This is a genomic window from Methylobacterium sp. (genome assembly GCF_019750675.1).
Classification (GTDB): Bacteria; Pseudomonadota; Alphaproteobacteria; order Rhizobiales; family Beijerinckiaceae; genus Methylobacterium.
In genome coordinates this window covers 1-25907 of sequence record NZ_JAIEOF010000142.1, presented here as the reverse complement: position 1 = coordinate 25907, position 25907 = coordinate 1, and the positions used below count along the sequence as shown (strand labels likewise).

Genomic DNA, 25907 nt, shown 5'->3' with positions numbered 1-25907 from the left:
CTATTTAGGATGCTTTGGGTGAGTGTTGTAGCTTCTCCAAGGTCTTAATCGCATGCGACTGGCATGGACAGGCAGACACGCAAGCCTGTGGATATATTTTTTTGGCCCCTATCGCGAGCCGGCATTTGTGCTAAAAACTTTTTTAGCATCAGCTTTGACTCAGCCTCCCACGGACCCAATGGCCAATAAGATCGAAGATTTCACCTTAGACATGATAGAAAAGGCTCGTGAGAACGAGGTAGCTTTGTCTGCTTTGGGTCCTGCTCAGCAAGTTAAGTTTATCAATAGTAAGATTAGACACAACGATGCTGTTTTTGCGATCGTTCCTTCTGATGATGCACCACATCAAGGCGCTCTGTATGTCATTACAGGAGCTCCTGTCCTTGATGGATCGGGGTTTGATTTGAAGGTTGTGGAGACGGATGGCAGCTCCAAAAATGAGAAGCCGGTGGTACTGCAGAGAACACTAAGATTAACTGCTTTCTTCGTTGCTTCATACATGGATGCGCGCTTCTTAGATATCGCTTTCGGGGACTCGGCCGCATCCGACATCACAGGAGGGAACAGCAGAATGATGGTGGGAAACAAGCTGTCGAAAACATGCGGCAGGCAGCAACTCCTTATGGACGAGCGTACATTGCCGCGAATCCGCAGCATGTTCGTTCCGTAGTGCACTGAATGATGCGATATTCATGATTAAACGCGCGCCTGCACTTCGACCTATTAATTATAGAAAATACAGAGTTGAGCAGACAGACCTGGAAGACCCTGATCAAATCACTGGTATCCCACTCCCAAAAGTCTGCATTGAGTCTGGCCATCTGATCTACAACGTTGAACCCAGGCTAGGCGGTAGATTGTCGTATTGGCAGCACGGGGTCGAGCGAGTCGAGCGCCATCCGCTCTTTATCAATTCTAGATTTTCGATCGATTCAAAGCGATTCATATTGAAAAAAATCGAAATGGCATGGGATTGTCGAATTCCCGGAGTGACGCCCGAGGGAGAGAGCGTTGGCTTAGTTTTGACGGTCGGCGGTGTTTATTTGCCAACGTTAAAGTGGCGAGGTGGTGACTGGGCTTGTGCTCAACAAGTTTCAATCCTAGCTGGAAATAAAGGCTGCTTTTTTGAGAAAAAGCCGTCTCTATTTAAGGCTCTTCGAGAAATGGTTGTGGGCGTCGGTTTTCGCGTCGAACCAGTGCGTGACGACGATGCTGAGGCCCTGCAATCGCTCATGTTCTAGATCTTAAGCCGTACTTTTGTATTCTATGCGAGATGTCGCCCTCGAACGAGACCCACGCCGGGCCCAGGGGCATGCCCACGCACCACTCGGTTCAAATAGAGTTCGTCAAAATGGTTCGGTGCCTGACATGCTCATTCGTCATCCAGTTGGCCTCTCGCAATGGCTCTCCTTCCTCAACTGTAAGTTGACCATACGGCCGTAAGTTCGCCTTCTCCTAGTTCCGGGCGTCCTCTCGGGCAAAGCGATCAAGAATTTACTACGACTGCCGAGCCTGCTTTGCTTGTCTCACCAATCGAACGCCTCACAAAGCCGCGGACTGCTTGAGGACGCCTGTTCGCCTGAAGCCACTTGAATCCTCGAAAGCATGGCTCTGCTTAGGACCCCACCGTCTGGCTTCGTTAAGAACCTCCACGCTGTTGAGGACGACCTTGTGTCCATGCCCTGCAGGACGGGCTCGATCGCCCCGCCGCTATGTTCTCGATGCGCGCTCGATGTCGAGCATTCTGCGCGGCTTAGCCATCTGGACAGCGTACGGCATTCCGACGCTCGCAAGCGTCGTCCCCACCGTCGCTCTGTCCCAACCCAAGGCCCGAGGCTGCTATGGCACGCAGGCGCATCAACAGTGACGAGGCAATCGAGATCTTCGAGTACGGGTGGACGAAGATCGAGCCCCGCCTGACGTCGCCGTTTCTAATCGAACTCGACGTGCGCGAGATCTTCGGAGGCCAAGGACGCCGGCAGGGGCAGATGGACATCCCCGAATTTATAGACGGGTGGATGTCCTGGCGGGCCTTGCGGAGCGTGGGCTACAGCGTCCGAGACGCCAGCAAGGCTCTCCAGGCAGCCTGTCATGCGCGCGGTGCTCTTTTGTACGGATGTCTCGGCACGGCCGGCAGGGGAAAAGATCGGCGCTTCTGGATCCCCACGACAGACAGGATCTACGAGGAGCACAACAATGGCCGCCTGATGCTGCCGATCCCGGCAAAGGGCGCGCGGCGCCGGCTCGTGCTTGAACAGCACGCTGAAGCTGCCCGGCCTGTAATCCAGGGTATCCTGCGGGCGATTTGTAAGCACCCCGGCTGCCCCGATCGCATCCCGCCCATGTGGATGCGCTCGGGCTGCATCCCGGAATCCCTGAGGGACCGGACGATCCAGGAGTCGTTCGACATCATCGCCTCGGGGCACGAGCGCATGCCCGTTATCGAGGGGCACATCATGTGGATGGTTCTGCTGCGAGATACCCTTTTGAGCCTTGGCAATCCTGTCTTAGAGGCAGTGCCCCTCGACAACGATGAAGCCATCCTTGTGAGCTTAGCCCCGTAAGTGTGCAGGATTTGTCCCCGGTAGTGGACGCGCTGGGCACCTCAAAGGTTGTTAGTAGGCGATGGATATGTGGCAGCACAGAAGGTGATATATGGTAACTCCCCATCGCTCCGGGGGGGCTGTTCCCACGGTCCGTTACCCGGTTCGACCTTTTGGGTTCGGTCCCTACGAGCCAGCATAGCTCGAAGCAATTTACAAGAAAAACCCCTTGTGGCATCTAAACCATAGTCTCATTCTGGCGCTGCCATCACGAGGTTACGCAATGAAGCTTCGTTATTCTGTCCTTGGGTGTCTCATCGCAATTGGCTTCATGGGTCCCGCCCTTTCCAGCGAGTTTGGAAGGACTGATTTCTGAACGCACGGAGCAGGAAATCAGAAGCAAATGATGCCGGGATTGACTCTGATCCAGCATCATCACCATCACGTTCATCGAAGGTACCTCGGATGTGTTCGGTCCGACGCCGAATGCGACCACATCGCGCACGAGGACAATCACCTCGACCATCACTCGATCCGCCACAGCCATGATTGCGAGCACCATGGTCACGGCCGAGGGCACTTCGCTTGCTACGGTTGGAACGACTGATATCCGCATCGGCCGACCAGCCTTCCCGGGGGCGGAGCAGAGCGCGCCTTCCCGGCGAGGCCAAGACCGCGAAGTTTTATCGAGGCTCGCTATGTCCTCCGGCAGATCCTGCGCCTAAGCAGGCTCCGCCGGACGACCGAGAGTACGGGCCTTAGTAATGGCCACCGCGGTGACCGCCATGGCCACCACCGTGCCCGTAGCCGCCGTGACCACGACGGTGCCCCCCACCGTGGCCGTAGCCATGCCCGCCGCCGTGGCTTCTCCGGTAACCACCGCCGTGGCCGTAGCCATGCCCGCCGCCATGGCCCTCACGGTAGCCGCCGCCATGGCCATACCCTCCGCGGCTGCCACCGTGGCCGCCGTCGTGATGCTGGGCGATAGCAGAACCCGCGCCTAGGATGAGGCTGGCGGCAAGTGCGACGGCCCCGAGGGCCGCCTTGATCCCGGTCGAATTGATCATTGTCGGTATCCTTTGTGACATGGCGGTTTGGTCCCGCCGGTTACGGCCCCCTAGAGGAGGCCGACAGCCTGGGCTCGGCCGGACCGCATCAAGGTCCGACCCCCGGCTATTTCTCGAACCGTGCCTGGATGTTGTGACCGTGCATCTTTGTGGACAGGACCACCTTCGCACCGGCGGCGAGCGGAGCCGGCAGCGTTCCCGAGAGCTTGTTCGGCGCGGCGCCTTTCAGCGCCACCGTCTCGGTCTTGCCGCCCACCTGCACGAAGGCCTTGGCCGTCATGCCCGCGGTGTCCACGGGCTTGCCGTCCTCGCCGATGACGAAGAACGTCAGGTCCTTATCGGTGCTGACCAGCTCAATGGGATGACCGTCCGCGACGGTGGTCAAGCCCCCGTTCGGCCCGGCGGCCTGCGCGGGATGGGAGACGGCCAGGAACGCGGCGAGGACTATGGCGGGAATCGTACGCATCGGAAAAATCCTTTCCTTCGGGTTGAGGGTTCGGGCTCAGAAAGCTTCCACCGGGGTGGTGCGGCGGATGCCTTCGGAGGGAGGAGCTGCGATGGCCTCGGCGCGCAGGCGCTCCAGGGGCTTGTGGCCGAAGGTCAGGAACAGGATCGGCGTAAGGACCGTATCGAGCAGGGTGGCGCTGATCAGGCCGCCGAAGATCGTCACCGCGACCGGGTGCAGGATCTCCTTGCCCGGCGCGTCCGCGCCGATCAGCAGCGGTGCGAGCGCGACCCCGGCTGAAAGTGCGGTCATCAGGACCGGTGTCAGCCGCTCAAGGCTGCCGCGGATGACAAGTTCGGGTCCGAAGGGCAGCCCTTCCTGGATGGCGAGGTTGAGCCAGTGGCTGATCTTTAGGATGCCGTTGCGCGTCGCGATGCCGGTCAGGGTGATGAACCCGATCATCGAGGCGACCGAAAGGGGCTGCCCGGCGATCCAGAGCGCCGCCACGGAGCCGATCAGGGCGAGCGGGATGCTGCCCAGGATGATCAGGGTGAGGACCACCGAGCGGTAGCGGCTGAACAGGAGCGTGAACACCAGCGCCAGCGACAGCAGCGAGAGCAACCCGATGGTGCGGCCGGCCTCGGCCTGGGCCTGGAACGAGCCTTCCAGGCTCGCGACGTAGCCGTTTGGCAGGTTGGCGGCAGCGAGTTGCTCCCTGATGCCGGCCACGACCTTGCCCATGTCGGCGCCCGCCGCGGTGTTGGCCTGCACAACGATCCGGCGCCGCGCGTTCTCGCGCAGGATTTGGTTCGGTCCGTCCGTCTCCCGGATGTCGGCGATCTGCCGCGCCGGAACCCAGCCGGACGGTGTCTCGATGAGAAGGTCGCCAAGGCGCTGGGTGGTTCGCTGCGCATCGGACAGTCGCATGACGACGTCGAAGCGACGATAGCCGTCGACGACCCGAGAGACGACCTGGCCGTTCGAGAGGCGGCTCAGCTGCTCCACCAAGGCCGCGGGCTGCACCCCGTAAAGGGCGGCCCGGGCGTAGTCGACCCGGATCTCCAGCTGCGGGATCAGCACCTGCTTCTCGACCTGCAGGTCGGCGATCCCGGGGATGCCGGCCATGCGCCGGCGCAGGTCCTCGGCAATGGTGCGCAGGGTGTCGAGGTCCTCCCCGAAGACCTTGAGGGCGATCTCGGCCCGAACGCCCGAGAGCATGTGGTCGAGGCGGTGCGAGATCGGCTGGCCCACGTTGACGTTGACAGGCAGCACCGCCAGCCGGCTCCGGATATCGGCGACGAGCTCAGCCTTCGAACGAGCACCCGCCTTCAGGTCGATCTCCAGGTCCGAGGAATGGACGCCCTCGGCATGCTCGTCGAGCTCGGCCCGGCCGGTGCGGCGTCCGATGGAGAGCACGTCGGGGATGTCCAGCAGCATCCGCTCCGCCGCCAGCCCGACCCGGTTGCTTTCGCTGAGCGAGATGCCCGGATTGAAGGTCATGTTGACCGTGAACGAGCCCTCGTTGAACGGGGGCAGGAACGCCCGCGGGAGGAACGTCGCCGCCAGGCCGGCGCAGGCCACTGCCAGGGCGGCCAGAAACATGATCGGGCGACCGTGGCGTAGGGCCGGGCGCAGCATCGCGGCCACGCCCCGCTTGAGCACCCGGATCAGGCCGCTCTCGTGCTCGTCGAGGCGCTTGAGGCCCGGGAGGAGATAGTAGGCCATCACGGGGGTCAGGGTGATCGAGACGACGAGGCTCGCCAGGATCGAGATGATGTAGGCTTGGCCGAGCGGCGCGAAGAGGCGCCCCTCGATGCCCGACAGGGCGAACAGCGGCACGAACACCAGAACGATGACCATGGTCGCGTAGACGATGCCCGAGCGCACCTCCTGGGAGGCCGCGACCACCACGTCGAAGACCGAGCGCGGGTTGCCCTCGGCCCGGTTCTCCCGAAGCCGCCGGAAGATGTTCTCGACGTCGACCACGGCATCGTCGACGAGCTCGCCGATGGCGATGGCGAGGCCGCCCAGGGTCATCGTGTTGATTGACAGCCCGGCGAAGTGGAAGATTACGGCGGTGGCAAGGATCGAGACGGGGATCGCGGTGAGCGATATGGCGGTGGTCCGGACGTTGAGCAGGAAGGCGAACAGCACCACCGCCACCACGACGATAGCCTCCATCAGGACCGTCTCCACGTTGCGGATCGAGGTCTCGATGAAGTTCGCCTGCCGGAAGATCAGCCGGTCGGCCCGTACGCCCTTCGGCAGGGAGGCGGTGATGTCCTTGAGCGCGCTCTCCACCGCGGCGGTGAGCTGCACGGTGTCGACGCCCGGCTGCTTCTCGACCGAGACCACGACGGCGGGCGCGCCCATGTAACCGGCGTCGCCGCGCTTGACCTTGGCCGCGAACGACACCTCGGCGACCTGGCGGAGGAAGACCGGCTTCTTCTCGACCGTCGCCACGACCATGTTGCGTAAATCGTCGAGGTTCATCGTCCGGCTGAGGTTCCGGATGAGGTACTCCCGGGCGTACTGGTCCGTGAAGCCGCCGCCGGTGTTGACGCCGAACTGCGCCAACGCCGTCTCCAGCTGGCCATGGGTGACCCCAAGTGCACGCAGGGCCGTCGGCTGGGGCGCCACCCGGAACTGGCGCACCTCGCCGCCCATGGGGATGACCTGGGCGACGCCGGGGATGGAGAGGATGCGCGGCCGGATCGTGAAGTCCGCGATCTCGCGCAGTTGCATGGCCGACACGGTGTCGCCAGTCACCGCCACCATCACGATCTGCCCCATGATTGAGGAGATCGGGCCCATCATCGGGCTGACCGTGGGGGGCAGCTGCGAGCGGGCCATCGCGAGGCGTTCGGAGACCTGCTGGCGGTTGCGGTAGATCTCCGTGTTCCAATCGAACTCGACGTAGATGACCGACAAGCCGACCCCGGAGACGGAGCGGACACGGGCCACGCCCGGCAGCCCGTTCATCTGCGTCTCCAGCGGGAAGGTGACGAGCTGCTCGACTTCCTGCGGGGCGAGGCCTTCCGCCTCGGTCATGATGGTGACGGTGGGCCGGTTTAGGTCCGGGAAGACGTCGACAGGTAGCCGGACCGCGGTGAACGCTCCGTAGACGACAAGCACGGCGGCGATGGCGAGGACGACGAGGCGGTTCCGCAGGGATTGCGTGACGAGGAAGGTGAACATGGCGCCGGTTCCCTCAGCGGACCTGGTTGAGGAGTTCGGCGCCCTGGGTCACGATGCGCTTGCCTGGGCCAACCCCCGACACGACCAGCACGCGGGCGGCATCGAGGGGCTCGACCTGCACCTCGCGCGGTTCGAAGCGCTCGGGCTGCGTGTGCTCGTAGACGATGTTCTGCCCGTTCGAGCCGCGGACCACGCTGACGCGCGGCAGGGCCAAGCCCTTCTGCTGGGTGTCGGTCGCCGCCAGCACCGTGACGAACTGACCCGTGCGCAGTTCGGCCGGTGCGTTCTGCACGGCGAAGTGCATCGGAACCGCCTGGCTTCGGTCGGCGAGGCCCGCACCCATGTACTTCAGCGTCAGCATCCGGCCGTCGGCGAGGCGGGCCGTGGCGTCCTGGGTGCTCGCGAGTGCGTCGAAGCTCAGCGCCTCGATCCAGAGCCGGGCGGGGTCGACGATGTGGAAGACCATCGCACCCGGGTTCGCCATCTGCCCGGCCACCGCGTTGGCCTCGGCGACGACGCCGGAGACGGGCGCGACCAGGGCCTCGGGCTGCTGGCGGACGCCATCCAGGGCGGCACGACGGTCCATCAGACCCTTCAGCTCGGCCTGCGCGTCGTCCAGCTGGACCTGCGAGACCGAGCCGCCCGGCGCCAGCTTCCGGAAGCGTTCGACGCGGCGTTCCATGATGGTGATCTGCTGGTCCAGCTCCCCCTGGCGCTGTCGCATGTCGGAGACGTCCACCGCCTGGACGGGCGGGGTTACGGTCGCTAGCACCTCACCCTTCTTCACCCGCGTCCCAAGACGCGGAAATGCGTTGGACGGCGGCGGCGAGAGGCGCCCGCCGACGGAGGACTGGACCACTCCGCTTCCGTTGGGGTCGGCGATGATCCGGCCCGGCAACTCCGTGGTGCGGGCCAGCACGTCGGACGCCGTGACGATGGTCCGGACGGTCAGAATGCGTTGGGTCGGCTTAGGCACGAACACCGAGCCATCCGGCATGCGCTGGGCCAAATCCTGGGCGCCCATTGTCGCCATCGGCGTGCCCGCTCCCTTCTGTGAGCCCTCGCCGCCGTGGTCGTGCCCTTCATGGGCGAAGGCGGGCGGCCCGAACAGCAGCGCGGCGGCGAGGACCAGGATTCCGAGGGCGGGAACGAGCCGCCGACCTCGGATCAGCAGCGTCACCGCCACTCCCAGCAGGAAGCCGACGCCGCCGATGATCATCGGGAGCGGGTCGGCCTGTCCGAGGTGCTGCCGGAAGTCATGGGCGACGGCCAGCCCGGTCGCCCATGCCGAGGCCCCTCCGCTGGCCTCGGGCGCGGGCAGGTCGGGAACGTTCAGTGTGACTGGGAAAACGTCGGAGGTTCCGCCCGTCTTGACGGTGAACAGGACGTCGTACTCGCCCGGCTTCTCGCTCCAATGGGCGTCGAGACGGTAGCTGCCGTCGGGCGCCACCGCGACCTCCGTGGTCCCCTCTGGCGTTTCCGCGGTCACGGCCGCGTCCGTCACCGGTTCATTGGTGCCAACCCGGTCGACGAACACCGACACGGTGCCGTTGCGGGCGACGGCGACCAATTCGAGCGTATCCGTCGACGACGTGCCTCTTGGGGCGTTGGCGGCGGGGGCGGACTTGGCCTCGTCGCCATGGTCGTGGCCTTCGTGCGCCCGGGGCGCCACCGACCACAAACCGAACGTAAGGACCGCCGCCGCAAGGGCAGCCGGAAGCCGGGTCTTCATCGCGATGCAAGCCTTCTCGTATGGGACATTCGCCGCATCCGAGTGGGAGGCGGCGTCAGGCGCGTCGGCGCGCGCGTCTCATGCGAAGGATCGAGGAGGCTCGGGTAGCGTCTCCGGGACCACGCTCGGAAGGGCCAGATCCGGTCCCGACGCCACGCACCCGGCTTTTCCCCAGACGCCGCGCGCAGTGTCGGAGGCTTGCGTCACGAAGGCTTGGCAGGAGCCGCAGCCCGAACATGCATCCGTAGCGGCGGCTTGGTCGTCGTGCGCCTTACCGGCCGGCATCTCGGTCGCAGCGTGGTCCGGAACCGCGGCGTATTCCGCGGGAGCGCTTCGCTCGGTTGAGTGGTCGTGCCCGGAGTGCCCGAGGCCCACGACCGGCGCCAAGGCGACGAGAACCATGATCCGGAGGATCATGGTGAGCAGCCGCGAAGGAAGCGAGGTGAAGGCCATGGCTTGAAGTCGATACCACATCTTGGGTTCGGGCGCAGCGTGTCATCGCCTCCTCGGGATCCGGCCGGCATCCGAAGGTTGGCGGTGCCCGCCCCGACGGTTCCATCGGGACGGGCGCTTCACGGTACGAGAGGGGGCACTATCGCACCGCGAAGGTTGTGGGCGGGAACGGATCGGCCGTTCGCCGCAAGGGCACAGCCGATACCGGTGGCCAACAACGCGAACACGACCAGGAGGGGTAACATTCGCATTGGCGCGTCCTCACGGTCGCTCTGGCTTGCCGCCGTTGTTATTTCTTGTCGTGGGAATGACCGTGGGCGTGCCCGTCCTTGTCGGAGTGGACCGGCTTGCCGTCCTTGCCGATCTCGCGGGCCTCGCTCACGCGCGGATCGTCCCGATGGGCGGGCCCTCCTGAGACGCCGCCGGTGTTCGGAACGGCGCGTTCGGGATTGGACGCATTCCCATGTCCGTCCTCGGCGGCAAAGGCGGGAGCCGAGAGGCCTGCCAGCAGGCCAGCGGTGAGAATGGCGACGACGGTACGCTTCATGGTGCTTGTCTCCGGGGTCCGACGGCCGAACGGGCCGCTTCGAGACTTGAGATAGCGACCCCGTTTGTCTGCCGGTCGCCTGGTTCGTGACGAAGTGTGTCAGCGATTGCTGCGCGGTAGGGAGATCTGCACCCGTAGCCCGCCCTCCGCCCGGTTACCCAGAACGATGCGACCTCCCTCCGCCTCGACGATCCGGCGGGCGATGGTGAGGCCGAGCCCCGTGCCGCCGGTATTGCGGTTCCTGGACGCCTCAAGCCGTGTGAACGGCTCGAAGGCTTTCGCAACCTCGTCGGGCGCGATGCCAGGACCGTCGTCCTCGACGGTCAGCAGGAGTTCCCCCACGTCCACCGCGAGCGAGACGCAGGCACGGGTACCGTAACGCACCGCGTTGTCGACGACGTTGTCGAGTGCGCGCCGCAAGGCGACTGGGCGCACGGTCGCGAGGGCGCGACCAGGCCCGGTATAGGAAACGTCGCGTCCGGCATCCGAGGACGCGTCGGCGATGCTCATCAGGATGCTCGCGACGTTGGTGACCTGGCGCGGCTCGGGATCTGCGTCGCCCCGGAGGTACGCCAAGGTCGAATCGACCATGGCCTGCATCTCGTCGAGGTCCGAGCCCATCCCCCGGAATTCCTGTCCCTCAGGCAGTCCGTCGAGGCGCAGGCGAAGCCGAGCGATCGGCGTGCGAAGGTCATGGGAGACGGCCGCCAGGGCCTGGGTCCGTTCCGTCACCAAGCGATGGATGCGCTCCTGCATCGCGTTGAGGGCCCGGGCGATCTCGCGGGTCTCGTCGGGGCCGGCCTCCCGGACGGGGACGACTTTGCCATGTCCGATCTCCCCCGTGGCGCGGGTTAGGTCGCGCAGTGGTCCTGCGATCCGGTGGATCAGGACGACGGCGGCGACGCCGACGAGGATGGCCATCGCCGTCGCGAGATAGGCCCACGATCCAAGCCTGGCGAGGCTCGGTGCATGGGCCGAGTGGAAGGTCAGGAAGCTTCCGTCAACGAGCGCCAGCGCACCAGCGAGATCCTCCTCGTGGATGGCCTCGCCGCCGCCGCCCATGGCCAGGGCGAGCCCGGGTCCGAGGCTCGGCTCCGATGCGACCATCCGGGATCTCAGCGACCACATCGCCGGGTCTCCGGCTTGGTCCTGGCGCAGCGGCGAGGTTTTGGACCAGCCCAGCTCGAAATGTGGGGACGAGAGAGCCTTCGCTTCGGCGTCACGTTCGGACGAAGGACGCCTCAGCACCGCCTCGCGCGCCAGGGTGAGTTGGTTGGCGACCTGGCGCGCGAACGCATCGTCCGCCGCGGCCGCCGCGGACTGGCGGTAGAGCAGCAAGGCCCCGCCGTGGACGGTGAGTATGGCCAGGAGCAGGACGGCGACCGTTCGGGCTTCGAGGCTACGGGCCAGCAGAGCGAGGCGGCTCACGCGCGCTCTACCTTGGAGGCGAGCATGTAGCCGGCACCGCGGATGGTCTTGATGACCGCGGGCAGCCCCTCGGGCGGTTCGAGCTTGCGTCGCAGGCGGCTGACAAGGGTATCGACGCTGCGGTCCGAGGGCGATCCGAGCCGGGCGCGGGAGAGTTCGAGGATCATCTCGCGGCCCAGCACACGTCCCGGGTGCTCCAGGAAGACCAAGAGGAGGTCGTACTCCGCGCCGGACAGGTCGACGGCCGCCCCCTCGGGATCCAGGAGCGATCGGCTGCGCAGGTCGAGCCTCCAGCCAGCGAAGGCGAGGGTCTCCGATGTCGGGGCCGAGGGCGATGTCGCCGCGATTGCCGCGCGGCGAAGCACGGCCCGGACACGGGCCAACAGTTCCGGGCGGCCGAAGGGTTTGGCCACGTAGTCGTCGGCGCCGAGTTCCAGTCCGAGCACCCGGTCGGCCTCCTCGTTTCGGGCGCTGACCATGATCACCGGAACCGTGTTTTTGGCCCGCAACGCCCGGAGCAGGTCGAGGCCGGAGGCGCCCGGAAGCATCACGTCGAGCAGGACAAGGTCGATGCCACCGGCTGGAAGGACGCGCCAGAACTCAATGGCGCTCCTGCAGCCGGTGACGCGATAGCCGGCCTCCCGGAGAAGGCGGGTCACGAGCATGCGCAGGCCGTCATCGTCCTCGACGAGCACGATGTGGCCGGTATCACCGCCAAGCGGGCTTTCGCCGGGTTGGAGAACCATCGATTCCTCAGGTCAGCCCATGGTCTGGTCGAGCAGGAGCAGGAGCAGGAAGCCCGCGAAGAACATCGCCGTGACCCAGGGGCGATCCTCGACCTCATGTGCCTCGACCAGGAGTTCCTCGGTGACAAGGTAGAGCAGTGCGATCAGCCCGAAGGCGAGGAAGCCGGCCTGGACAGTGGCCGACAGGGTGGCGACGGGGCCACCGAGCAAGGCCCCCAGCGGAAGCAGGACCACCATGCCCGCGGTCAAGCCGACCACCTTGCCCTTCGAGGAGCCGGAGGCGCCGAGCTCGTTGGCGACAGTCAGGCCGAGGAAGAGCACCTCGATGGTCAACGCCACCGTAAGGAGGAGGCCCGCCTTGGCTCCCGCCGCGAAGGCGATGCCGAGGACGAGGCCGTCCACCAGGATGTCGATGGCCATGACGGACATCAACCCGACGGGCCCCTTCGCGCGTCTGCCCAGGCTCTTGACGAGCAGCATGGCGGCGACGCCCAGGGCCCCGCCGGCCAGGGTCGCCCATGGCGCGCCGGCGTGCTTGAGGTCCGGCAGGATCTCGCCGGCGGCGGCCGCGAAGACGACGCCCGCCGCGAAGTGCTGGATGGCGCTGACCAGGACGGGGCCGGGCCGGAAGTTGACCGCGACGGCGGCGCCGACGATGGCCGCCGCAGCCGGGATCAGGGTGTAGGTCCATGCCTGCATGGCCGGCCTAGACGACCGCGTCGGAGGCGAGCGCGCAGGCGGTGTCCGTGCTGGTCTCGACCTGGAGCGTGGTGTGCCCGATCCCGAATTCGTCCTTCATTTCACTGGCGGCCTGCATCAGGAACCCGTCGCCGGGATGTCCCGCGGGGATGACGAGGTGGGAGGTCAGCGCGGTCTCTGTGGTGCTCATCGGCCAGATATGAAGGTCGTGCAGGGCGACGACGCCGGGCAGGGACAGGAGATGGCGGCGCACCGCTTCGGGGTCGATGCCCGGCGGCACCGCGGCGAGGGACATGACGAGGCTGTCTTTCAGGAGCCCCCAGGTGCTCCAGACGATGACGGCCACGATGCACAGGCTCACCACCGGGTCGATCCATGTCCACCCCGTATAAAGGATCACCAAGCCGGCGATGACCACGCCGGCGGAGACGGCGGCGTCCGCGGCCATGTGAAGGAAGGCGCCCTTGATGTTGATGTCTCCCTTTGCACCGGAGGCGAATAGCCAGGCGGTGATGCCGTTCACGGCGATGCCGATGGTCGCAACGACCATCACAGTCGTTCCGGCGACCGGCACGGGCTGCCCGAAGCGCTGGACCGCCTCCCAGGCGATGGCCCCGGCCGCGACGAGCAGGAAGACGCCGTTGAACAACGCCGCCAGGATCGACGAGCCCTTCATCCCGTAAGTGTAGCGGGAGGTCGGCGCACGCTTGGCCAGGACCGTGGCGGCCCAGGCGACCAGAAGGCCGAGCACGTCGGACAGGTTGTGTCCCGCATCGGCGAGTAGGGCCACGGAGTTGGCAAGGACGCCATAGGTCGCCTCGATGGCGACGAAGCCGACGTTGAGGGCGATGCCGATGGCGAAGGCTCGTCCGAAGCTTGCCGGGGCGTGCGCATGGCCGGGGCCATGCCGGTGTCCCGCATGGGAATGCCCGCCCTGGTGCCCGTCGCCGTGGTCATGTCCGTCGTGGTCGTGCTCGCTTGCCATGTGGTCGGATCCGGTACGGGGGTTCGGTTGTATGTCGGCCGTCGGGAAAAAAACCTCCGGCCCACGTCGCGGGAGAGGTCGGCTCGTGCGTCCGCCAAGTCAGGTCATGAGGTCACCCGTCCAAGGCCTGCGTCCGCTCGGCGGGACGAAATTGGAAAGGTTCGGCAACCACGGAACGTCTTCCTTATCGACCGGCGATGCCGTAAATCCTCTAGTGGCTGGAGGAGCAAGCGGAAAATATGAAACCCCTGCCGATTGGCGCCCTTTCCGAACTGGCCGGCGTGAAGATCCCGACCATCCGCTATTATGAGGGCATCGGGTTGCTTCCGGTCGCGGAACGCACGGGCACCAACCGCCGGACCTACGACGATGCGACTGTGCGACGTCTCAGGTTCATCCGTCATGCGAGGGAGTTGGGCTTCGAGGTGGACGCCATACGGACGCTCCTCGATCTGGCGGACCAGCCGGACCGCCCCTGCGGCGATGCCGATGTCATCGCCCGGCGGCACCTCGCCGACATCGATAACCGCCTATCCCGCCTGACCGCCCTCCGCACCGAGGTGCAGGCCATGGTCGACCAATGCGCGAGAGGCAGCATCGCCCAATGCCGGGTCATCGAGGTCCTCGCCGACCACGAGGAATGCCTTCACGAGGCTCACTGAGCACGCAAACGGATTGGGGTGGGCATCTGCCTTGAACAAGCCGGGGACGCTTGACGCCGCCCGGAGGCGTGTCGGACTGTCCCGCTCGGAAGCTTCGCCCAGGACACGCGGCCGGAGTAGCGCTCCCGGGCAATGACCAAGCAAGTGACGCTAGATCCCGCCGGCGAACGGCTTCACGGCCTGCTGGGCTACGTCGAGCAGGTTGTCAGGCTCGACGAACGGGCGACCATGCGACTCGGCGAGCATCGTCTCCCGACCGGCCAGGCTTTCACCCTCCATCAGCATGAGCTCCACGCCTTGCCGGGCGTCAGGCACGACCTCGTCGACGAGGAGGGTCCGATCTGGCTGGCGGTCGAGCGGCTGCGGCGGAGCGGGCCGCCGGCACCGCCCGAGACGGCCGCGGAATGGCTTGAACTGGCTCCCGATCCGGAGAGACGGCCGCAGCTTCGCCCGTTCCTGATCCGGACGGTCCCGGCCGGCGAGAAGGATGCCCTCGTCTCCGATGGGTTGGCACGAGCCGAGGATTGCGCCGAGGCACTCGCCCAACCCGACAAGGACGTCCGCCTCTGGGACGTGCGGCTCCGGCTCGAAGACAGGGATGACCTGAGGACGGCCGCGGAGGCCTGGATCACCGAGCGGTGGTTACCCTGGTCGCTGGCGGAGGGGCCCGTCCGTCGCTCCCTTGCCTTGTACCAACGCCTGTTCGAGGTGGCGCAGCTGTCCGAACTCGGCGGCGGGGAGCGCCCGTTCGAGCTCGTCTGGGGCATCGGCCTCGCGCGCTGGCGAAAGGACGCGCAGGAGATCGACCTGCCTCTGGTGGAACGCCTGGTCGAGATCGAGGTCGACGATGCCGGCGGCGCCGAGATCCGGGTTCGTCCCCGTGCCGCCGCGGCCGCCGTGAACCTCCGGGCCTACGAGGAGCTGGGCGTCGAGGGCGTGACGCTGGCCCACGACGCGGCCCGGCGCGCCATCGCCATCCTCGATCCGGACGAAGGCATCTCGCCCTACCGGCGCGACAGCTTCGAGCCGATCCTCCGGTCCTGCCAGGCCAGGCTGGACGTCGAGGGTGGATACCTGCCCGACCGTCTGACGCTCGCACCCGGCGAACCCGTTCCGGCTGCAGGGGAGAACCTGTCGGTGTCCGACCGCTGGGTGCTTTTCGCCCGCCGCAGGTCGGACAGCTTCCTGCTCGCGGACATCGAGAACCTGAAGCGCTCCGTCGAACGTGCTGCGCAGGAGCACGGTCTGCCGGGTCCGGCGCGGACGCTGGTCATGGGGCCGGCCGACGAGCCGTCGCGGGACTTCTGGAGACCCTTGAGCGACCGGGTAGGCGGGACGGCCGAGCGCGCGCCCGAGCCGGAAGGCGCATCCGAGGCAGGCGACCTCTTCTTCCCCAAGCCGTTCAACGACGAGCAGATGGAAATCGTGCGGCGGCTCGAAGCCACCGACGGAATCGTGGTTCAGGGCCCGCCCGGAACGGGCAAGACCCACACCATCTCGAACATCATCTGCCACTACATGGCGACCGGTCGGCGCATCCTGGTCGTCTCCCATGGGGAGCCGGCCCTGGCCGTTCTACGGGACCAACTACCCGACGGGGTCCGCGACCTGGCGATCAGCATTACCGCGACCGAGCGCGAGGGCTTTCGGCAACTAGAAACTGCGGTTCGCCTCCTGCAGTCGGTGGTCGAGAGCATCAAGCCGTCGGAGCAGGCACGGCTGATCCGTGACCTGGAAGCGTCGGTCGTGGGGCTCCGGGGCCGGCTGGAAGCTGTCGACGCCGAGATCGAGCGGTTCGCACTCCGCCAACTCTCCCCCGCCTTCGGTGACGAGCGTCCCGCCGAGCTCGCGCGGCGGGTTGCGCACTCGGCCACGCGGCATGGCTGGTTCGAGGACCGTCCGGGCGACGCCTCCTCCGAGGCGACACCGCGGGACGAAGACGTCGCCGCCCTGCGCACGGCCCGCCTCGCCTTGGGAACCCGCCTCGAACACATCGACTGCGTCCTTCCCTCCGTCCACGACCTGCCGGACGGCGATGTCCTCGCGAGGCTCCACGACGATCTGGTCCGGTCCGTCCACCTTGCCGAGGCTGCGGCGAGCGAACCCTCGATCCGAGTGCGGATCGCGTCCCTGCAGGACGTGGCCCGAGCGCTTGAGGCAGCTTTCGAGCTGGGGGCCCTGCGCCGCGCCAAGCACCTCTCCGATGGCGCTCCCTGGCTGCAGCCGTTGGCTGAGGATATGCTGTTCGCGACCGGCGAGAACCGCCTCGTCGACCTTGTCAGGCGCTTCGCCGAGGATGCCCGACCTGTCGCTCGCGAGCGGGAGCGGTACCTCGGCCTTCCCGTTGAGCTTCCCGAGGGCTTTGGCCCCGCATCCCAAGAGGTCGCCGGCATCGTCCGCCGCCTCGCTGCCGACGAACCGGTGTTCGGCTTCTTCGCATTCCGCGAGAGGTCGCTGCGTCCCACCGTCGACGCCATCCGGGTGCAGGGGCACCCTCCGGCCGGACCCGGGGAATGGGCACATGTTCGTGACCATCTGGCTTGGCGGGATGCGGTCGCATCGCTCGCGATCCGCTGGCGGGCGTTGGCGGAGGAGATCGGCGCTCCCTCCGTCGCCACGGCTCGCGAGCTCGACCAGCTCGTTGCCACGCTCGATGCCGTTCTGTTTGAGGCGGAACGCGCGACGAAGGTTCTCAGCGCTACGTTCGCCGCCCTTGTTCCGGGTGGCGGGTCCGTCCGCGACCTTTGGCTGGATCGCCGTCGGCTCGATCTCGTCGAGGCAGCCTTTCGAAATGCCGCGGCCGCGGCGCAACTCTCGGCCTCCCGGAGCGAGATCGGCCGGCTTCAGACCTTTTTCCCGGAGACGGCAGGAAAGATCGGTCAGCTCGCCCGCAACTTCCTGTCGGAGGCAGTCGGGCGTCAGGGGGTGGAAGGGGAGCAGGTCTCGCATCTTTGGTCGGCCCTGCGTCGCCAGATCGAGGACCTGGGGCAGAGCCGAGCCCACTTCGATGTCGTTCGAGAGGTCACCGAAGCCGTCCACGCGTGCGGCGCGCCGATCTGGGCTTCGCGCCTTCGACGGGAACCGGCCAAGGACCTGGCCGACCCGCTGCTGCCGAAGGAGTGGCGCGAGGCCTGGGAATGGGGCGCGATGGCCGCCTACCTGGGGCGGATCGATGACCGGGACAGGCTGAGGTCGCTTGCGGACGAACGCGTCCGGCTGGATGCCGAGGTGCGGAAAACCTTTGAAGGGCTCGTCCGCGAGCGCACCTTCTACGAGCTCGGTCGCTCGATGACCGGTACGGTGCGTGCGGCCTTGATGATGTTCGCCACGGCCCTGCGCAAGACGGGCAAGGGCACCGGCAAGGGCGCCGTGCGCCACCGACGTGACGCCCGCCTGGCCATGGCGCAATGCTACGCCGCCATTCCATGCTGGATCATGCCGGCTTGGCGCGTCGCCGAGCAGCTGCCCGGCGAGGTCGGTTCCTTCGACCTCGTGATCATGGACGAGGCCTCGCAGTCGGACATCCGCGAGCTTCCGGCCCTGCTCCGCGGCAGGAAGATCCTCGTGGTCGGCGACGACAAGCAGGTGAGCCCGAGCGCGGCGTTCATCGAGAACGCGAAGATCGACCGGCTCGAACACGGCTTCCTCAAGGGCCAGCCCTTCCGAACCCTCCTCCTGCCGGGAGCCTCGCTCTACGACCTCGCCAAGGTGATGTTCCCGGACAAGCTGGTCATGCTGCGGGAGCACTTCCGCTGCGTCGAACCCATTATCCGGTTCTCGATGCAGTTCTATCCCGAACCCCTGGTCCCCCTTCGCGTGCCCACCGCGCACGAGCGGCTCGACCCTCCCCTCGTCGACATCTACGTGCCGGACGGACGCCGCAAGGGCGACAAGCAGAACCCCCGCGAGGCCGAGGTGATCGTCGACGAGATCCGCAAGCTCGTCGACGACCCGAGCCTTGCGCGCGTGGAGGCCCTGGACCGCTGGCGAACCATCGGCGTCGTGTCCCTGATCGGGGCGAAGCAGGCCGCCCTCATCAACCGCATGCTCCTGGACGAACTCGGCGAGGAACTCGTGAGGCGACACCGCATCGCCTGCGGAGACAGCGCCACCTTCCAGGGTAACGAGCGCGACGTGGTCTTCCTGTCGATGATCGCCGATCCGGACAGCAAGCAGGCCCAGACCGCCACCCAGTTCGAGCAACGCTTCAACGTGGCACTGTCCCGGGCCCGGGACAGGCTGGTCCTGGTGCGCTCCGTCCGGGAGGACGAGCTCAAGCCCGACGACCTCAAGGCGCGCGTGATCCGGCACTTCCGCGAGCCCATGGCCGGCGCCGAGGCCCGCTCGGGAGACCTGGAGGCACACTGCGATTCCGATTTCGAGCGCGACGTTCTTCGGCGTCTCGTCGAGCGCGGATACCGCGTGACCCCGCAGGTGGGCGCGCTCGGGTACCGGATCGATCTCGTCGTGGAGGGCGTGAACGGGCGTCGTCTCGCGGTCGAATGCGACGGCGACAGGTACCATGGGCCGGAGCGCTGGGCGGACGACATGCGCCGCCAGCGCATTCTGGAACGGGTCGGTTGGCGCTTCTGGCGTTGCTGGTCGTCGAGCTTCACCCTCGACCCGGATGGATGCATGCTGGACCTGTTCGAGACGCTCGAACGGTCCGGCATCGAGCCAGGAGGAGCTGCAGAGAGCCAGCCATCCTATACCGCGCACCGGACGGCTCCGACGTCGCGGGAGCGAGCGGAAGGACGGCCGGAGGCCGGTGCTTCACAGGACCTCCTCGAACCACGCGCCGAATGCGACCCGCTGGAGCGCGCCGGAACCCCGAAAAGCGTACCTTCGAAAGAAGGGATACGTGCCGGCGACCGGGTCGTGGTGCGCTACCTCGATGACAATAGGACGGCGACCTTCACGCTTGGGCATGGATCCCACGACGAGGTGAACGGACAGCTTCCCATCAGCTCACCCCTGGGGTCGAAGCTTCTCGGGGTATCGGAGGAGGACGAGATCGAGTTCGACGCGGGCGGGCGCATCCGTCGCGTACTGGTATTAAGAACTGAGCGGCCGCGTGCAGCCCTTTGATCGAGCGTGTCGTCGCTCGGTTGGTTGAGCGGCTTTGCGAACTACCTCGTGTCCGGAAATCCTTGCGGCCTGCTGGAACGTGCGCTTAAAGGCACATGTTGATGCGGTGGAGCCGTTGGCACCCCATATCACCGTTGCAGACGGCCGGCGGAGGTGTACCATTCACCCGCTGGTAACCGCATCCATTCCAGCGTGAGGCCGAACCCCTTTGATGGCCAGTCCCGTCGACATGACCGAGTATCGCACAATGGCGGAAAACGCCCTTCGTGCCAGTCGGGCAACCGGCAGTCGCCGGGTCGTGAGCAATCGCGGGCCCGAGCATGCGCGCGCCGTGACCGACGTGCTCGTTACCAGCGCGGAGCGACATCTCGCGTTCCTGTGCGGGTACTTCTCGTCGGATATCTTCGATGCCTCGAAGACCCGCGAGTTCCTCGACGGTCCCGGCGCCCAGATGTCGGTCCTGCTGGACCACATGCCGGATGCTGCCCATCGTTCCGCGCTGTCCGAACTCGGCGCATACATGGTCGGCGACGACCCAAAGCTGAGGGTCCGTCGTCTCGAACATCCGGCCACGGTGCATTTCGGCATCGCCGACGAACGCGACGTTCGGATCGAGACCGACACCCAGTCCCGAAAGGCCACGGTCGTCTTCGGCGACCCCGTCGTCGCGCGTTCCGCAACCCGCAAGTTCAAGTCGCTCTGGGATGCCGCGGTACCGGTCACCGCCCAGGAACTCGGCGCCTCCGCGACCCGCTAGGCGAACGGTCCCGCCCCATGCGTGCGTTCGGATTGCTCGCCCTCGGCGTCCTGGTCGGGCTTGCTGTCTATCACGTGCTCGGGGTGACCGGGGTCTCCGCTATGGTGGAGCACTTCCACCCGAAGTTCGACACCCCAGACCTGAGGCGCCTTGCGGCCGATGAGAACCGCAAGGCGCTTGAGGTCATTTTCGGCACCATCATCACCCTCGGGGGCATCACCCTCACCTGCACCGTGGGGTATCTCTCCCTACCACAGGAACGCTTTAGCGAGGCCGCGCAACGACTGGCACAGCAGGCATTCGGGGAGATGTACCAGAACCGGGAGGAATCCTCCGAGCAGTTGAAGCGGGCGCAAGCCGCCATTGAGAAGAACGAAAAATCCCGTCCCTCACTCATCGCCCTCTACACGCTGATTAGCATCCACTCCATTGCGCCCTGGACCTTTCGGCCCTGCCACAAGCAGCTGCAGGCCCTAGGGAACGGTCTGCGGAACGTCTGGCGGGGAACCCGCATCGCGGTGTTCGTACGCGCAGGCGACGTTTCCTGCGTCGCCTGGCTCGCGGGGCTCACTGCCCTGACTGTGCTGTTCGCCGCCCTTTTCATGGTCCGGCTTGTAGCCCTCGATGCCGTCGTGGACGGGCCCTGGCCGATGATCACCGACCTCGCCCAGCTCGGCGCCCTCTTCACGCTCGTCGCACTCGTCCTCGTCATGGGCATCGCCATCGCTCGGGCGGTCACGGCCCAGTCGGTCAGGCGTGCCATCGAGGAAGCCCGTGAGCAGGAGGAAGGCCGTTTGGCGGACGAGGCCACCCGCCTGATCGATCAGACCGGCGAGGTCCTCGGCGCCTAGCTCTGGACCGGGGCCTGTGCTGGATGCCGTCCGCGAAGCTTGCCCCTTCACGCCCCTCCACGATGACGCACCGCTTCCGGAAGGATGTACCGCCACGGCGTCTTCTAAAGCCGCACCGCCCGCAGCCGCAGGGCGTTCCCGATGACGCTGACCGAGGAGAGCGCCATCGCCGCGGCCGCGATGACCGGGGACAACAGGATGCCAAGAAACGGATAGAGCACCCCGGCCGCCACCGGCACGCCCGCGGCATTGTAGATGAAGGCGAAGAACAGGTTCTGGCGGATGTTGCCCATCACCGCCCGCGACAGGCGCCGTGCCCGCACGATGCCCATGAGGTCGCCCTTGAGCAGCGTCAGCCCAGCGCTTTCGATGGCCACGTCGGTCCCCGTTCCCATGGCGATGCCGACGTCGGCCGCGGCGAGCGCCGGGGCGTCGTTGACGCCGTCGCCCGCCATGGCGACCACCTGCCCCGCCGACTTGTGCCTCTCGACCACGGCGGCCTTCTGGTCGGGCAGCACCTCCGCCTCGACCTCCTCGATGCCGAGCCGACGCGCCACCGCCTCGGCGGTGGTCCGGTTGTCGCCCGTGAGCATGACGACACGGATGCCTTCGACCCGGAGCGCGGCCAGTGCCTCTGCCGTCGTCGCCTTGACCGGGTCGGCGATGGCGAGGACGCCGCCCACGCGTCCGTCGACGCCGACGAAGATGGCCGTCGCCCCGTCCCGCCTCAGGTCATCGGCCTGGACCGCGTAGGCGGAGACGTCCACGCCCTGCTCGCGCAGGAAGCTCGCGTTGCCGAGCGCCACACGCCGTCCCTCGACGGTGCCGAGCGCGCCCTTGCCCGTCGGGCTGTCGAAGCCGGTGACCGGGGCGAAGGCCAGCCCCCGCTTCTCGGCGGCCGCCACGACCGCGACCGCCAAGGGGTGTTCGCTCGCGCGCTCCACGCTTGCCGAAAGCCGCAGGACCTCCGCCTCGTCGAAGCCCGCCGCGGGCACGATCCGGGTGACCGTGGGCTTGCCCTCCGTCAAGGTACCGGTTTTGTCGACCACGAGGGTCGTGACCCGCTCCATCCGCTCCAGCGCCTCGGCGTTCTTCACGAGCACCCCGGCCCCGGCGCCCCTGCCGACGCCGACCATGATGGACATCGGGGTGGCGAGCCCGAGCGCGCAGGGGCAGGCGATGATGAGAACGGCCACGGCGGCCAGGAGGGCGAAGGTGAAGCGCGGCTCGGGGCCGAACGCCATCCAGGCGACGAAGGCCAGCAGCGCCACGCCGATGACGGCGGGCACGAACCAGCCCGCCACCCGGTCCGCGAGGCGCTGGATGGGGGCCCGGCTGCGCTGCGCCTCGGCCACCATCTGGACGATGCGGGCCAGCATGGTGTCCCGACCAACCTTGGTCGCCTCGATGACGAGCGAGCCGGACTGGTTGAGGCTGCCGCCGATGACCGTGGCGCCGGCCTCCTTCGTGACCGGCATCGATTCCCCGGTCACGAGGCTCTCGTCGACCGAGCTTCGACCTTCGCTCACGGTTCCGTCGACCGGCACCTTCTCGCCCGGGCGCACCCGCAGGCGGTCGCCGACGCGGATGTCCTCCAGGCGAACCTCGTCGTCGGTGCCGTCCGGATGAAGGCGCCGGGCGGTCTTCGGCGCCAGGTCGAGGAGCGCCCTGAGGGCCCCGCTGGTGCTCTCGCGCGCCCGCAGTTCCAGGACCTGGCCGAGAAGCACCAGCACGGTGATGACGGCCGCCGCCTCGAAGTAGGCCGGCACCGCCCCGCCGTGACCGCGCAGCGCCTCGGGGAACAAGCCGGGAGCGACGGTGGCGACGACGCTGTAGGCCCAGGCCACCCCGGTCCCGAGGGCGACGAGGGTGAACATGTTGAGGTTGCGCGAGCGCACGGAGTGAAGGGCCCGCACGAAAAAGGGCCAGCCGGCCCAGAGCACGACCGGCGTCGCGAGCGCGAACTGTATCCAGTTCGAGGCCTGCTGGCCGAGCCGCTCGGTCAGGCCGAAAAGATGGCCGCCCATCTCCAGCACGAAGACCGGAAGCGTCAGGACGAGCCCGACCCGGAACCGGCGCGTCATGTCGACGAGCTCCTCGCTCGGGCCAGCGTCCGCGCCGACCATGGCCGGCTCCAACCCCATGCCGCAGATCGGGCAGGCGCCGGGGCCGACCTGGCGCACCTCCGGATGCATCGGGCAGGTGTAGATCGTGCCTTCGGGCACGGGATCGGACTTCGCGGCGGCTTGGGCCGGGTCGATGTACCGGACCGGATCGGCCTCGAACTTCGTTCCGCAGCCTGTCGAGCAGAAGTAGTACGGGTGCCCGGCATGCTCGGCCCGATGCTTCGCCCTGTGAGGGTCGACCGTCATCCCACAGACGGGATCCTTGACCGTCCCGGCGCCGGCGGGCGGCTCGACCTGATGGCCATGCGCGTGGTCATGCCCGGCATGGGCACCGTGGGGGTCTGCATGGTCGTTCGCTGCGGTGCCGTGGATCATGATCGTGTTCCCGTTCGTCGATGTTGCCTATCGGTGTGCGCCTTCCCATCATGGGAAGGTCAACCATGGGGATCGTCATGAACATCGGGCAGGCGGCGGACGCATCGGGGGTCTCAGCCAAGATGATCCGCCATTACGAGAGCATCGGCTTGGTGCCCCAGGCCGACCGCCGGGACAGCGGCTACCGCGACTACGACCCGGAGGACGTGCACCGGCTCAGCTTCGTCCGCCGGGCTCGGGACCTCGGCTTCCCGTTGGAACGCATCCGGGTCCTTCTGGGATTGTGGGGCGATCCCACACGCAGCAGCGCCGAGGAAGGCCCTCGCTTTGACCCACATCGAGGAACTCGAAGAGAAGGCCCGCCACCTTCAGGAAATGGCGGACGTCCTTCGTGGTCTGGCCGACGCCTGCGACGGGGACGGACGACCCCACTGCCCGATCATCGAGGGACTGGAGGCCGGATCCGTGCCGGCCTCCAGCCCCTCGGGTGAACGGCTTATTTCGCGTTCTTCTTCAACCAGCCTTCCATCTCGCCGATCTCCTTCTCCTGGTCGTCGATGATCTTCTGGGCCATCGCCTTGGTCTCGGGGTCCTTGGCGTGCTTCAGGGCCACCTTGGCCATGGCCACCGCGCCCTTGTGGTGCGGGATCATGTGGGTGCGGAAATCCACGTCCGGGTTGCCGGTGTAGGGCACGTGCATGTCGTGCATCATCGCCATGTCGGCGGCCTTGAAGTCCTTGGTCGAGGCCGGGTCCTTCGGGTCCGGCTTCATGTCGTTTATCATCTTCATCATGTCTTCGTCATGCGACGCCTTCGGGTCGCCGGGCATCTCGTGCCCGCCGTGGGAATGGGTCGACTGGGCGAGGCTCGGCCCAGCCGTTCCGAGGCCGAGCAGCGCGGCCAGTGCAATCGTGCCGATGGTCTTCATGGTCGTTTCCATTCCTACGTGACGTAACTTGGTGGTGGGGCAGTGGGAGCCCTGCGCCCTGGACGGACGCATGAGGGTTCCCGGTCCGGGCGGCCGATCAGCGGTTCCGGGACGGCTTGGAGGCCGATCCATCGGGATGGGCGTGGTCCATGCGTTCACCCGACCCCGTCGAACCCGTCTCGCCGGGGCGCGCGTCGTGGGCCGGCCCACCCGAGGTGCCACCACGGTTCGGCGTCGGCTGGGTCTGCTGCTCGGCGTTGGCATTGCCCTGGTCGTCGGCGAGGGCCGGGGTTGCCGCCGAGAGGGCGATCAGCAGGGCGGCGGCGGTCATGGTCTTCATGGCTTCGGTCTCCTTGGTTCGTCGTGTTGGACAGGCCGGCAAAGCGTTTTCCGGCCGGTGGCTCGAACAGGAGGGACAGCCTTCGGCGGTCCTCCTGCATCCCTGCACGGGATCGGTCGGTCCCCTCCGGCCCGCGTCCGGGGCCGGAGGGCCGCTGGTCAGTTGAACTTGCCGCTCGTCGTCGCGCCGTCCGGGGCGGTGAGCTGGACGGCGCCCTTCGGGCTCTCACCGAGCGCCACGGACGCCTTGCCCGAGAGGCGGTTGGCGTCGGCCGGTTCGAGGGGCACCCGAGCCGGCTTGCCGCCGACGACGAGGATGGCGGTGCCCTTGAAGCCCGTCGCCGGAACCGGTTTCTGGCTGCCGTCCGTGACGAACACGTCGACGCTTTCGCCCTTGGCAACGAGCTCGACGTGGTACTTGCCGGCATCCGTCACCCGGCCGCCGTGCTGGCCGGACACCTCGTGCGCGTGGACCGGCAGGGCGAGCAGCACGCCCGCCATCAGGGCCATTCTCCAGGGAATCATCGGGTTTCTCCTTTTTGGGTGGGGGCTCAGAACGCCTCGACCGGACGCGGCTTGGCGCCGTCCGGACGCGGTGCATCGGGTGTCTCGGACTGCACGGCGCGCAAGCGCTCCAGCGGGGCCTTGCCGAACCGCAGGAACAGGACGGGCGTCAGGACCGTGTCGAGCAGGGTCGCGCTGATCAGGCCGCCGAAGATGGTCACCGCGACCGGGTGCAGGATCTCCTTGCCCGGGTTCGCGGCGTCGTAGAGCAGCGGCACCAGGGCGACGCCCGCCGACAGGGCGGTCATCAGCACCGGCGTCAGGCGCTCCAGGCTGCCGCGCACCACGAGGTCGCGCCCGAACGGCATGCCCTCGTGCAGCGACAGGTTCAGGTAGTGGCTGATCTTCAGGATGCCGTTGCGGGCGCTGATGCC

At 66.8% G+C, this 25907-nt stretch carries 22 protein-coding genes and 1 pseudogene; 9 read left to right on the top strand and 14 right to left on the bottom strand.

Features of this window, described 5'->3' with window-relative positions:
* The first annotated feature begins 178 nt into the window (after nt 1-178).
* The 3 genes from K2X24_RS07590 to K2X24_RS07580 all read left to right on the top strand — a co-directional run bounded on the left by K2X24_RS07590 (nt 179) and on the right by K2X24_RS07580 (nt 2564).
* Nucleotides 179-670: a hypothetical protein gene (locus K2X24_RS07590; RefSeq protein WP_292496361.1), complete on the top strand. Its 492-nt coding sequence runs from the start codon at nt 179-181 to the stop codon at nt 668-670.
* 22 nt (nt 671-692) lie between these two features.
* Nucleotides 693-1241: a hypothetical protein gene (locus K2X24_RS07585; protein ID WP_143103753.1), complete on the top strand. Its 549-nt coding sequence runs from the start codon at nt 693-695 to the stop codon at nt 1239-1241.
* A 600-nt stretch (nt 1242-1841) separates the two neighbouring features.
* Nucleotides 1842-2564: a hypothetical protein gene (locus K2X24_RS07580; RefSeq protein ID WP_056355145.1), complete on the top strand. Its 723-nt coding sequence runs from the start codon at nt 1842-1844 to the stop codon at nt 2562-2564.
* Nucleotides 2565-2811: 247 nt separating this feature from the next.
* Here the strand turns inward: K2X24_RS07580 and K2X24_RS07575 are convergent, their stop codons facing one another.
* Nucleotides 2812-3111, bottom strand: a complete 300-nt coding sequence (locus tag K2X24_RS07575; protein ID WP_143103754.1) for a hypothetical protein — start codon at nt 3109-3111, stop codon at nt 2812-2814.
* Nucleotides 3112-3328: 217 nt separating this feature from the next.
* Between K2X24_RS07575 and K2X24_RS07570 the strand changes: the two genes are divergently transcribed.
* Nucleotides 3329-3547, top strand: a complete 219-nt coding sequence (locus K2X24_RS07570; RefSeq protein ID WP_292496356.1) for a hypothetical protein — start codon at nt 3329-3331, stop codon at nt 3545-3547.
* 169 nt (nt 3548-3716) lie between these two features.
* On the opposite strand, the gene K2X24_RS07565 is transcribed toward K2X24_RS07570, so the two are convergent.
* The 8 genes from K2X24_RS07565 to K2X24_RS07530 form a co-directional block, all read right to left on the bottom strand.
* On the bottom strand, nt 3717-4076 hold the full coding sequence (locus K2X24_RS07565; protein WP_056355141.1) for a hypothetical protein: 360 nt from the start codon (nt 4074-4076) through the stop codon (nt 3717-3719).
* A 36-nt stretch (nt 4077-4112) separates the two neighbouring features.
* Nucleotides 4113-7253 carry an efflux RND transporter permease subunit gene (locus K2X24_RS07560; protein WP_056355137.1) on the bottom strand — a complete coding sequence of 1047 codons (3141 nt, stop codon included), beginning with the start codon at nt 7251-7253 and terminating at the stop codon, nt 4113-4115.
* A 13-nt stretch (nt 7254-7266) separates the two neighbouring features.
* On the bottom strand, nt 7267-8985 hold the full coding sequence (locus tag K2X24_RS07555; protein ID WP_056355134.1) for an HlyD family efflux transporter periplasmic adaptor subunit: 1719 nt from the start codon (nt 8983-8985) through the stop codon (nt 7267-7269).
* 742 nt (nt 8986-9727) lie between these two features.
* Nucleotides 9728-9985 (bottom strand): hypothetical protein, encoded by a 258-nt coding sequence (locus tag K2X24_RS07550; RefSeq protein WP_056355125.1) that lies wholly within the window; start codon nt 9983-9985, stop codon nt 9728-9730.
* A 99-nt stretch (nt 9986-10084) separates the two neighbouring features.
* Nucleotides 10085-11413 (bottom strand): ATP-binding protein, encoded by a 1329-nt coding sequence (locus K2X24_RS07545; protein WP_056355122.1) that lies wholly within the window; start codon nt 11411-11413, stop codon nt 10085-10087.
* On the bottom strand, nt 11410-12159 hold the full coding sequence (locus tag K2X24_RS07540) for a response regulator transcription factor (protein WP_056355119.1): 750 nt from the start codon (nt 12157-12159) through the stop codon (nt 11410-11412). The genes K2X24_RS07545 and K2X24_RS07540 overlap by 4 nt, the downstream gene beginning before the upstream one ends.
* 12 nt (nt 12160-12171) lie before the next feature.
* Nucleotides 12172-12858, bottom strand: a complete 687-nt coding sequence (locus K2X24_RS07535; protein ID WP_056355116.1) for a ZIP family metal transporter — start codon at nt 12856-12858, stop codon at nt 12172-12174.
* A 7-nt stretch (nt 12859-12865) separates the two neighbouring features.
* Nucleotides 12866-13843: a cation diffusion facilitator family transporter gene (locus tag K2X24_RS07530; protein WP_056355113.1), complete on the bottom strand. Its 978-nt coding sequence runs from the start codon at nt 13841-13843 to the stop codon at nt 12866-12868.
* A gap of 239 nt (nt 13844-14082) precedes the next feature.
* Between K2X24_RS07530 and K2X24_RS07525 the strand changes: the two genes are divergently transcribed.
* From K2X24_RS07525 to K2X24_RS07510, 4 genes are all read left to right on the top strand, one after another.
* Nucleotides 14083-14505 carry a helix-turn-helix domain-containing protein gene (locus K2X24_RS07525; protein WP_056355111.1) on the top strand — a complete coding sequence of 141 codons (423 nt, stop codon included), beginning with the start codon at nt 14083-14085 and terminating at the stop codon, nt 14503-14505.
* A 132-nt stretch (nt 14506-14637) separates the two neighbouring features.
* The gene (locus tag K2X24_RS07520; RefSeq protein ID WP_264051098.1) at nt 14638-19593 is read left to right on the top strand and encodes an AAA domain-containing protein; all 4956 of its coding nucleotides are present in this window, start codon (nt 14638-14640) and stop codon (nt 19591-19593) included.
* Between the two features lie 211 nt (nt 19594-19804).
* Nucleotides 19805-20350: a hypothetical protein gene (locus tag K2X24_RS07515; protein ID WP_056355105.1), complete on the top strand. Its 546-nt coding sequence runs from the start codon at nt 19805-19807 to the stop codon at nt 20348-20350.
* Nucleotides 20351-20367: 17 nt separating this feature from the next.
* The gene (locus K2X24_RS07510) at nt 20368-21201 is read left to right on the top strand and encodes a hypothetical protein (protein ID WP_056355102.1); all 834 of its coding nucleotides are present in this window, start codon (nt 20368-20370) and stop codon (nt 21199-21201) included.
* Nucleotides 21202-21305: 104 nt separating this feature from the next.
* On the opposite strand, the gene K2X24_RS07505 is transcribed toward K2X24_RS07510, so the two are convergent.
* Nucleotides 21306-23702 (bottom strand): heavy metal translocating P-type ATPase, encoded by a 2397-nt coding sequence (locus tag K2X24_RS07505; RefSeq protein ID WP_056355099.1) that lies wholly within the window; start codon nt 23700-23702, stop codon nt 21306-21308.
* Nucleotides 23703-23779: 77 nt separating this feature from the next.
* On the opposite strand from K2X24_RS07505, the pseudogene cueR reads away from it, so the two are divergent.
* Nucleotides 23780-24263, top strand: a pseudogene (gene cueR / locus K2X24_RS07500) (Cu(I)-responsive transcriptional regulator).
* Here cueR and K2X24_RS07495 read toward each other — a convergent pair.
* From K2X24_RS07495 to K2X24_RS07480, 4 genes are all read right to left on the bottom strand, one after another.
* Nucleotides 24199-24630 (bottom strand): DUF305 domain-containing protein, encoded by a 432-nt coding sequence (locus K2X24_RS07495; RefSeq protein WP_056355092.1) that lies wholly within the window; start codon nt 24628-24630, stop codon nt 24199-24201. The pseudogene cueR and the gene K2X24_RS07495 overlap by 65 nt on opposite strands.
* A gap of 97 nt (nt 24631-24727) precedes the next feature.
* Entirely contained in the window at nt 24728-24970 is a 243-nt protein-coding gene (locus tag K2X24_RS07490; protein ID WP_056355088.1) for a hypothetical protein, read from the bottom strand.
* A 158-nt stretch (nt 24971-25128) separates the two neighbouring features.
* Complete coding sequence (locus K2X24_RS07485; protein ID WP_264051096.1) at nt 25129-25494, bottom strand: hypothetical protein; 366 nt, start codon at nt 25492-25494, stop codon at nt 25129-25131.
* A 26-nt stretch (nt 25495-25520) separates the two neighbouring features.
* Nucleotides 25521-25907, bottom strand: a 387-nt coding sequence (locus tag K2X24_RS07480) for an efflux RND transporter permease subunit (RefSeq protein ID WP_292496333.1), incomplete at its 5' end; no start/stop codon positions are given.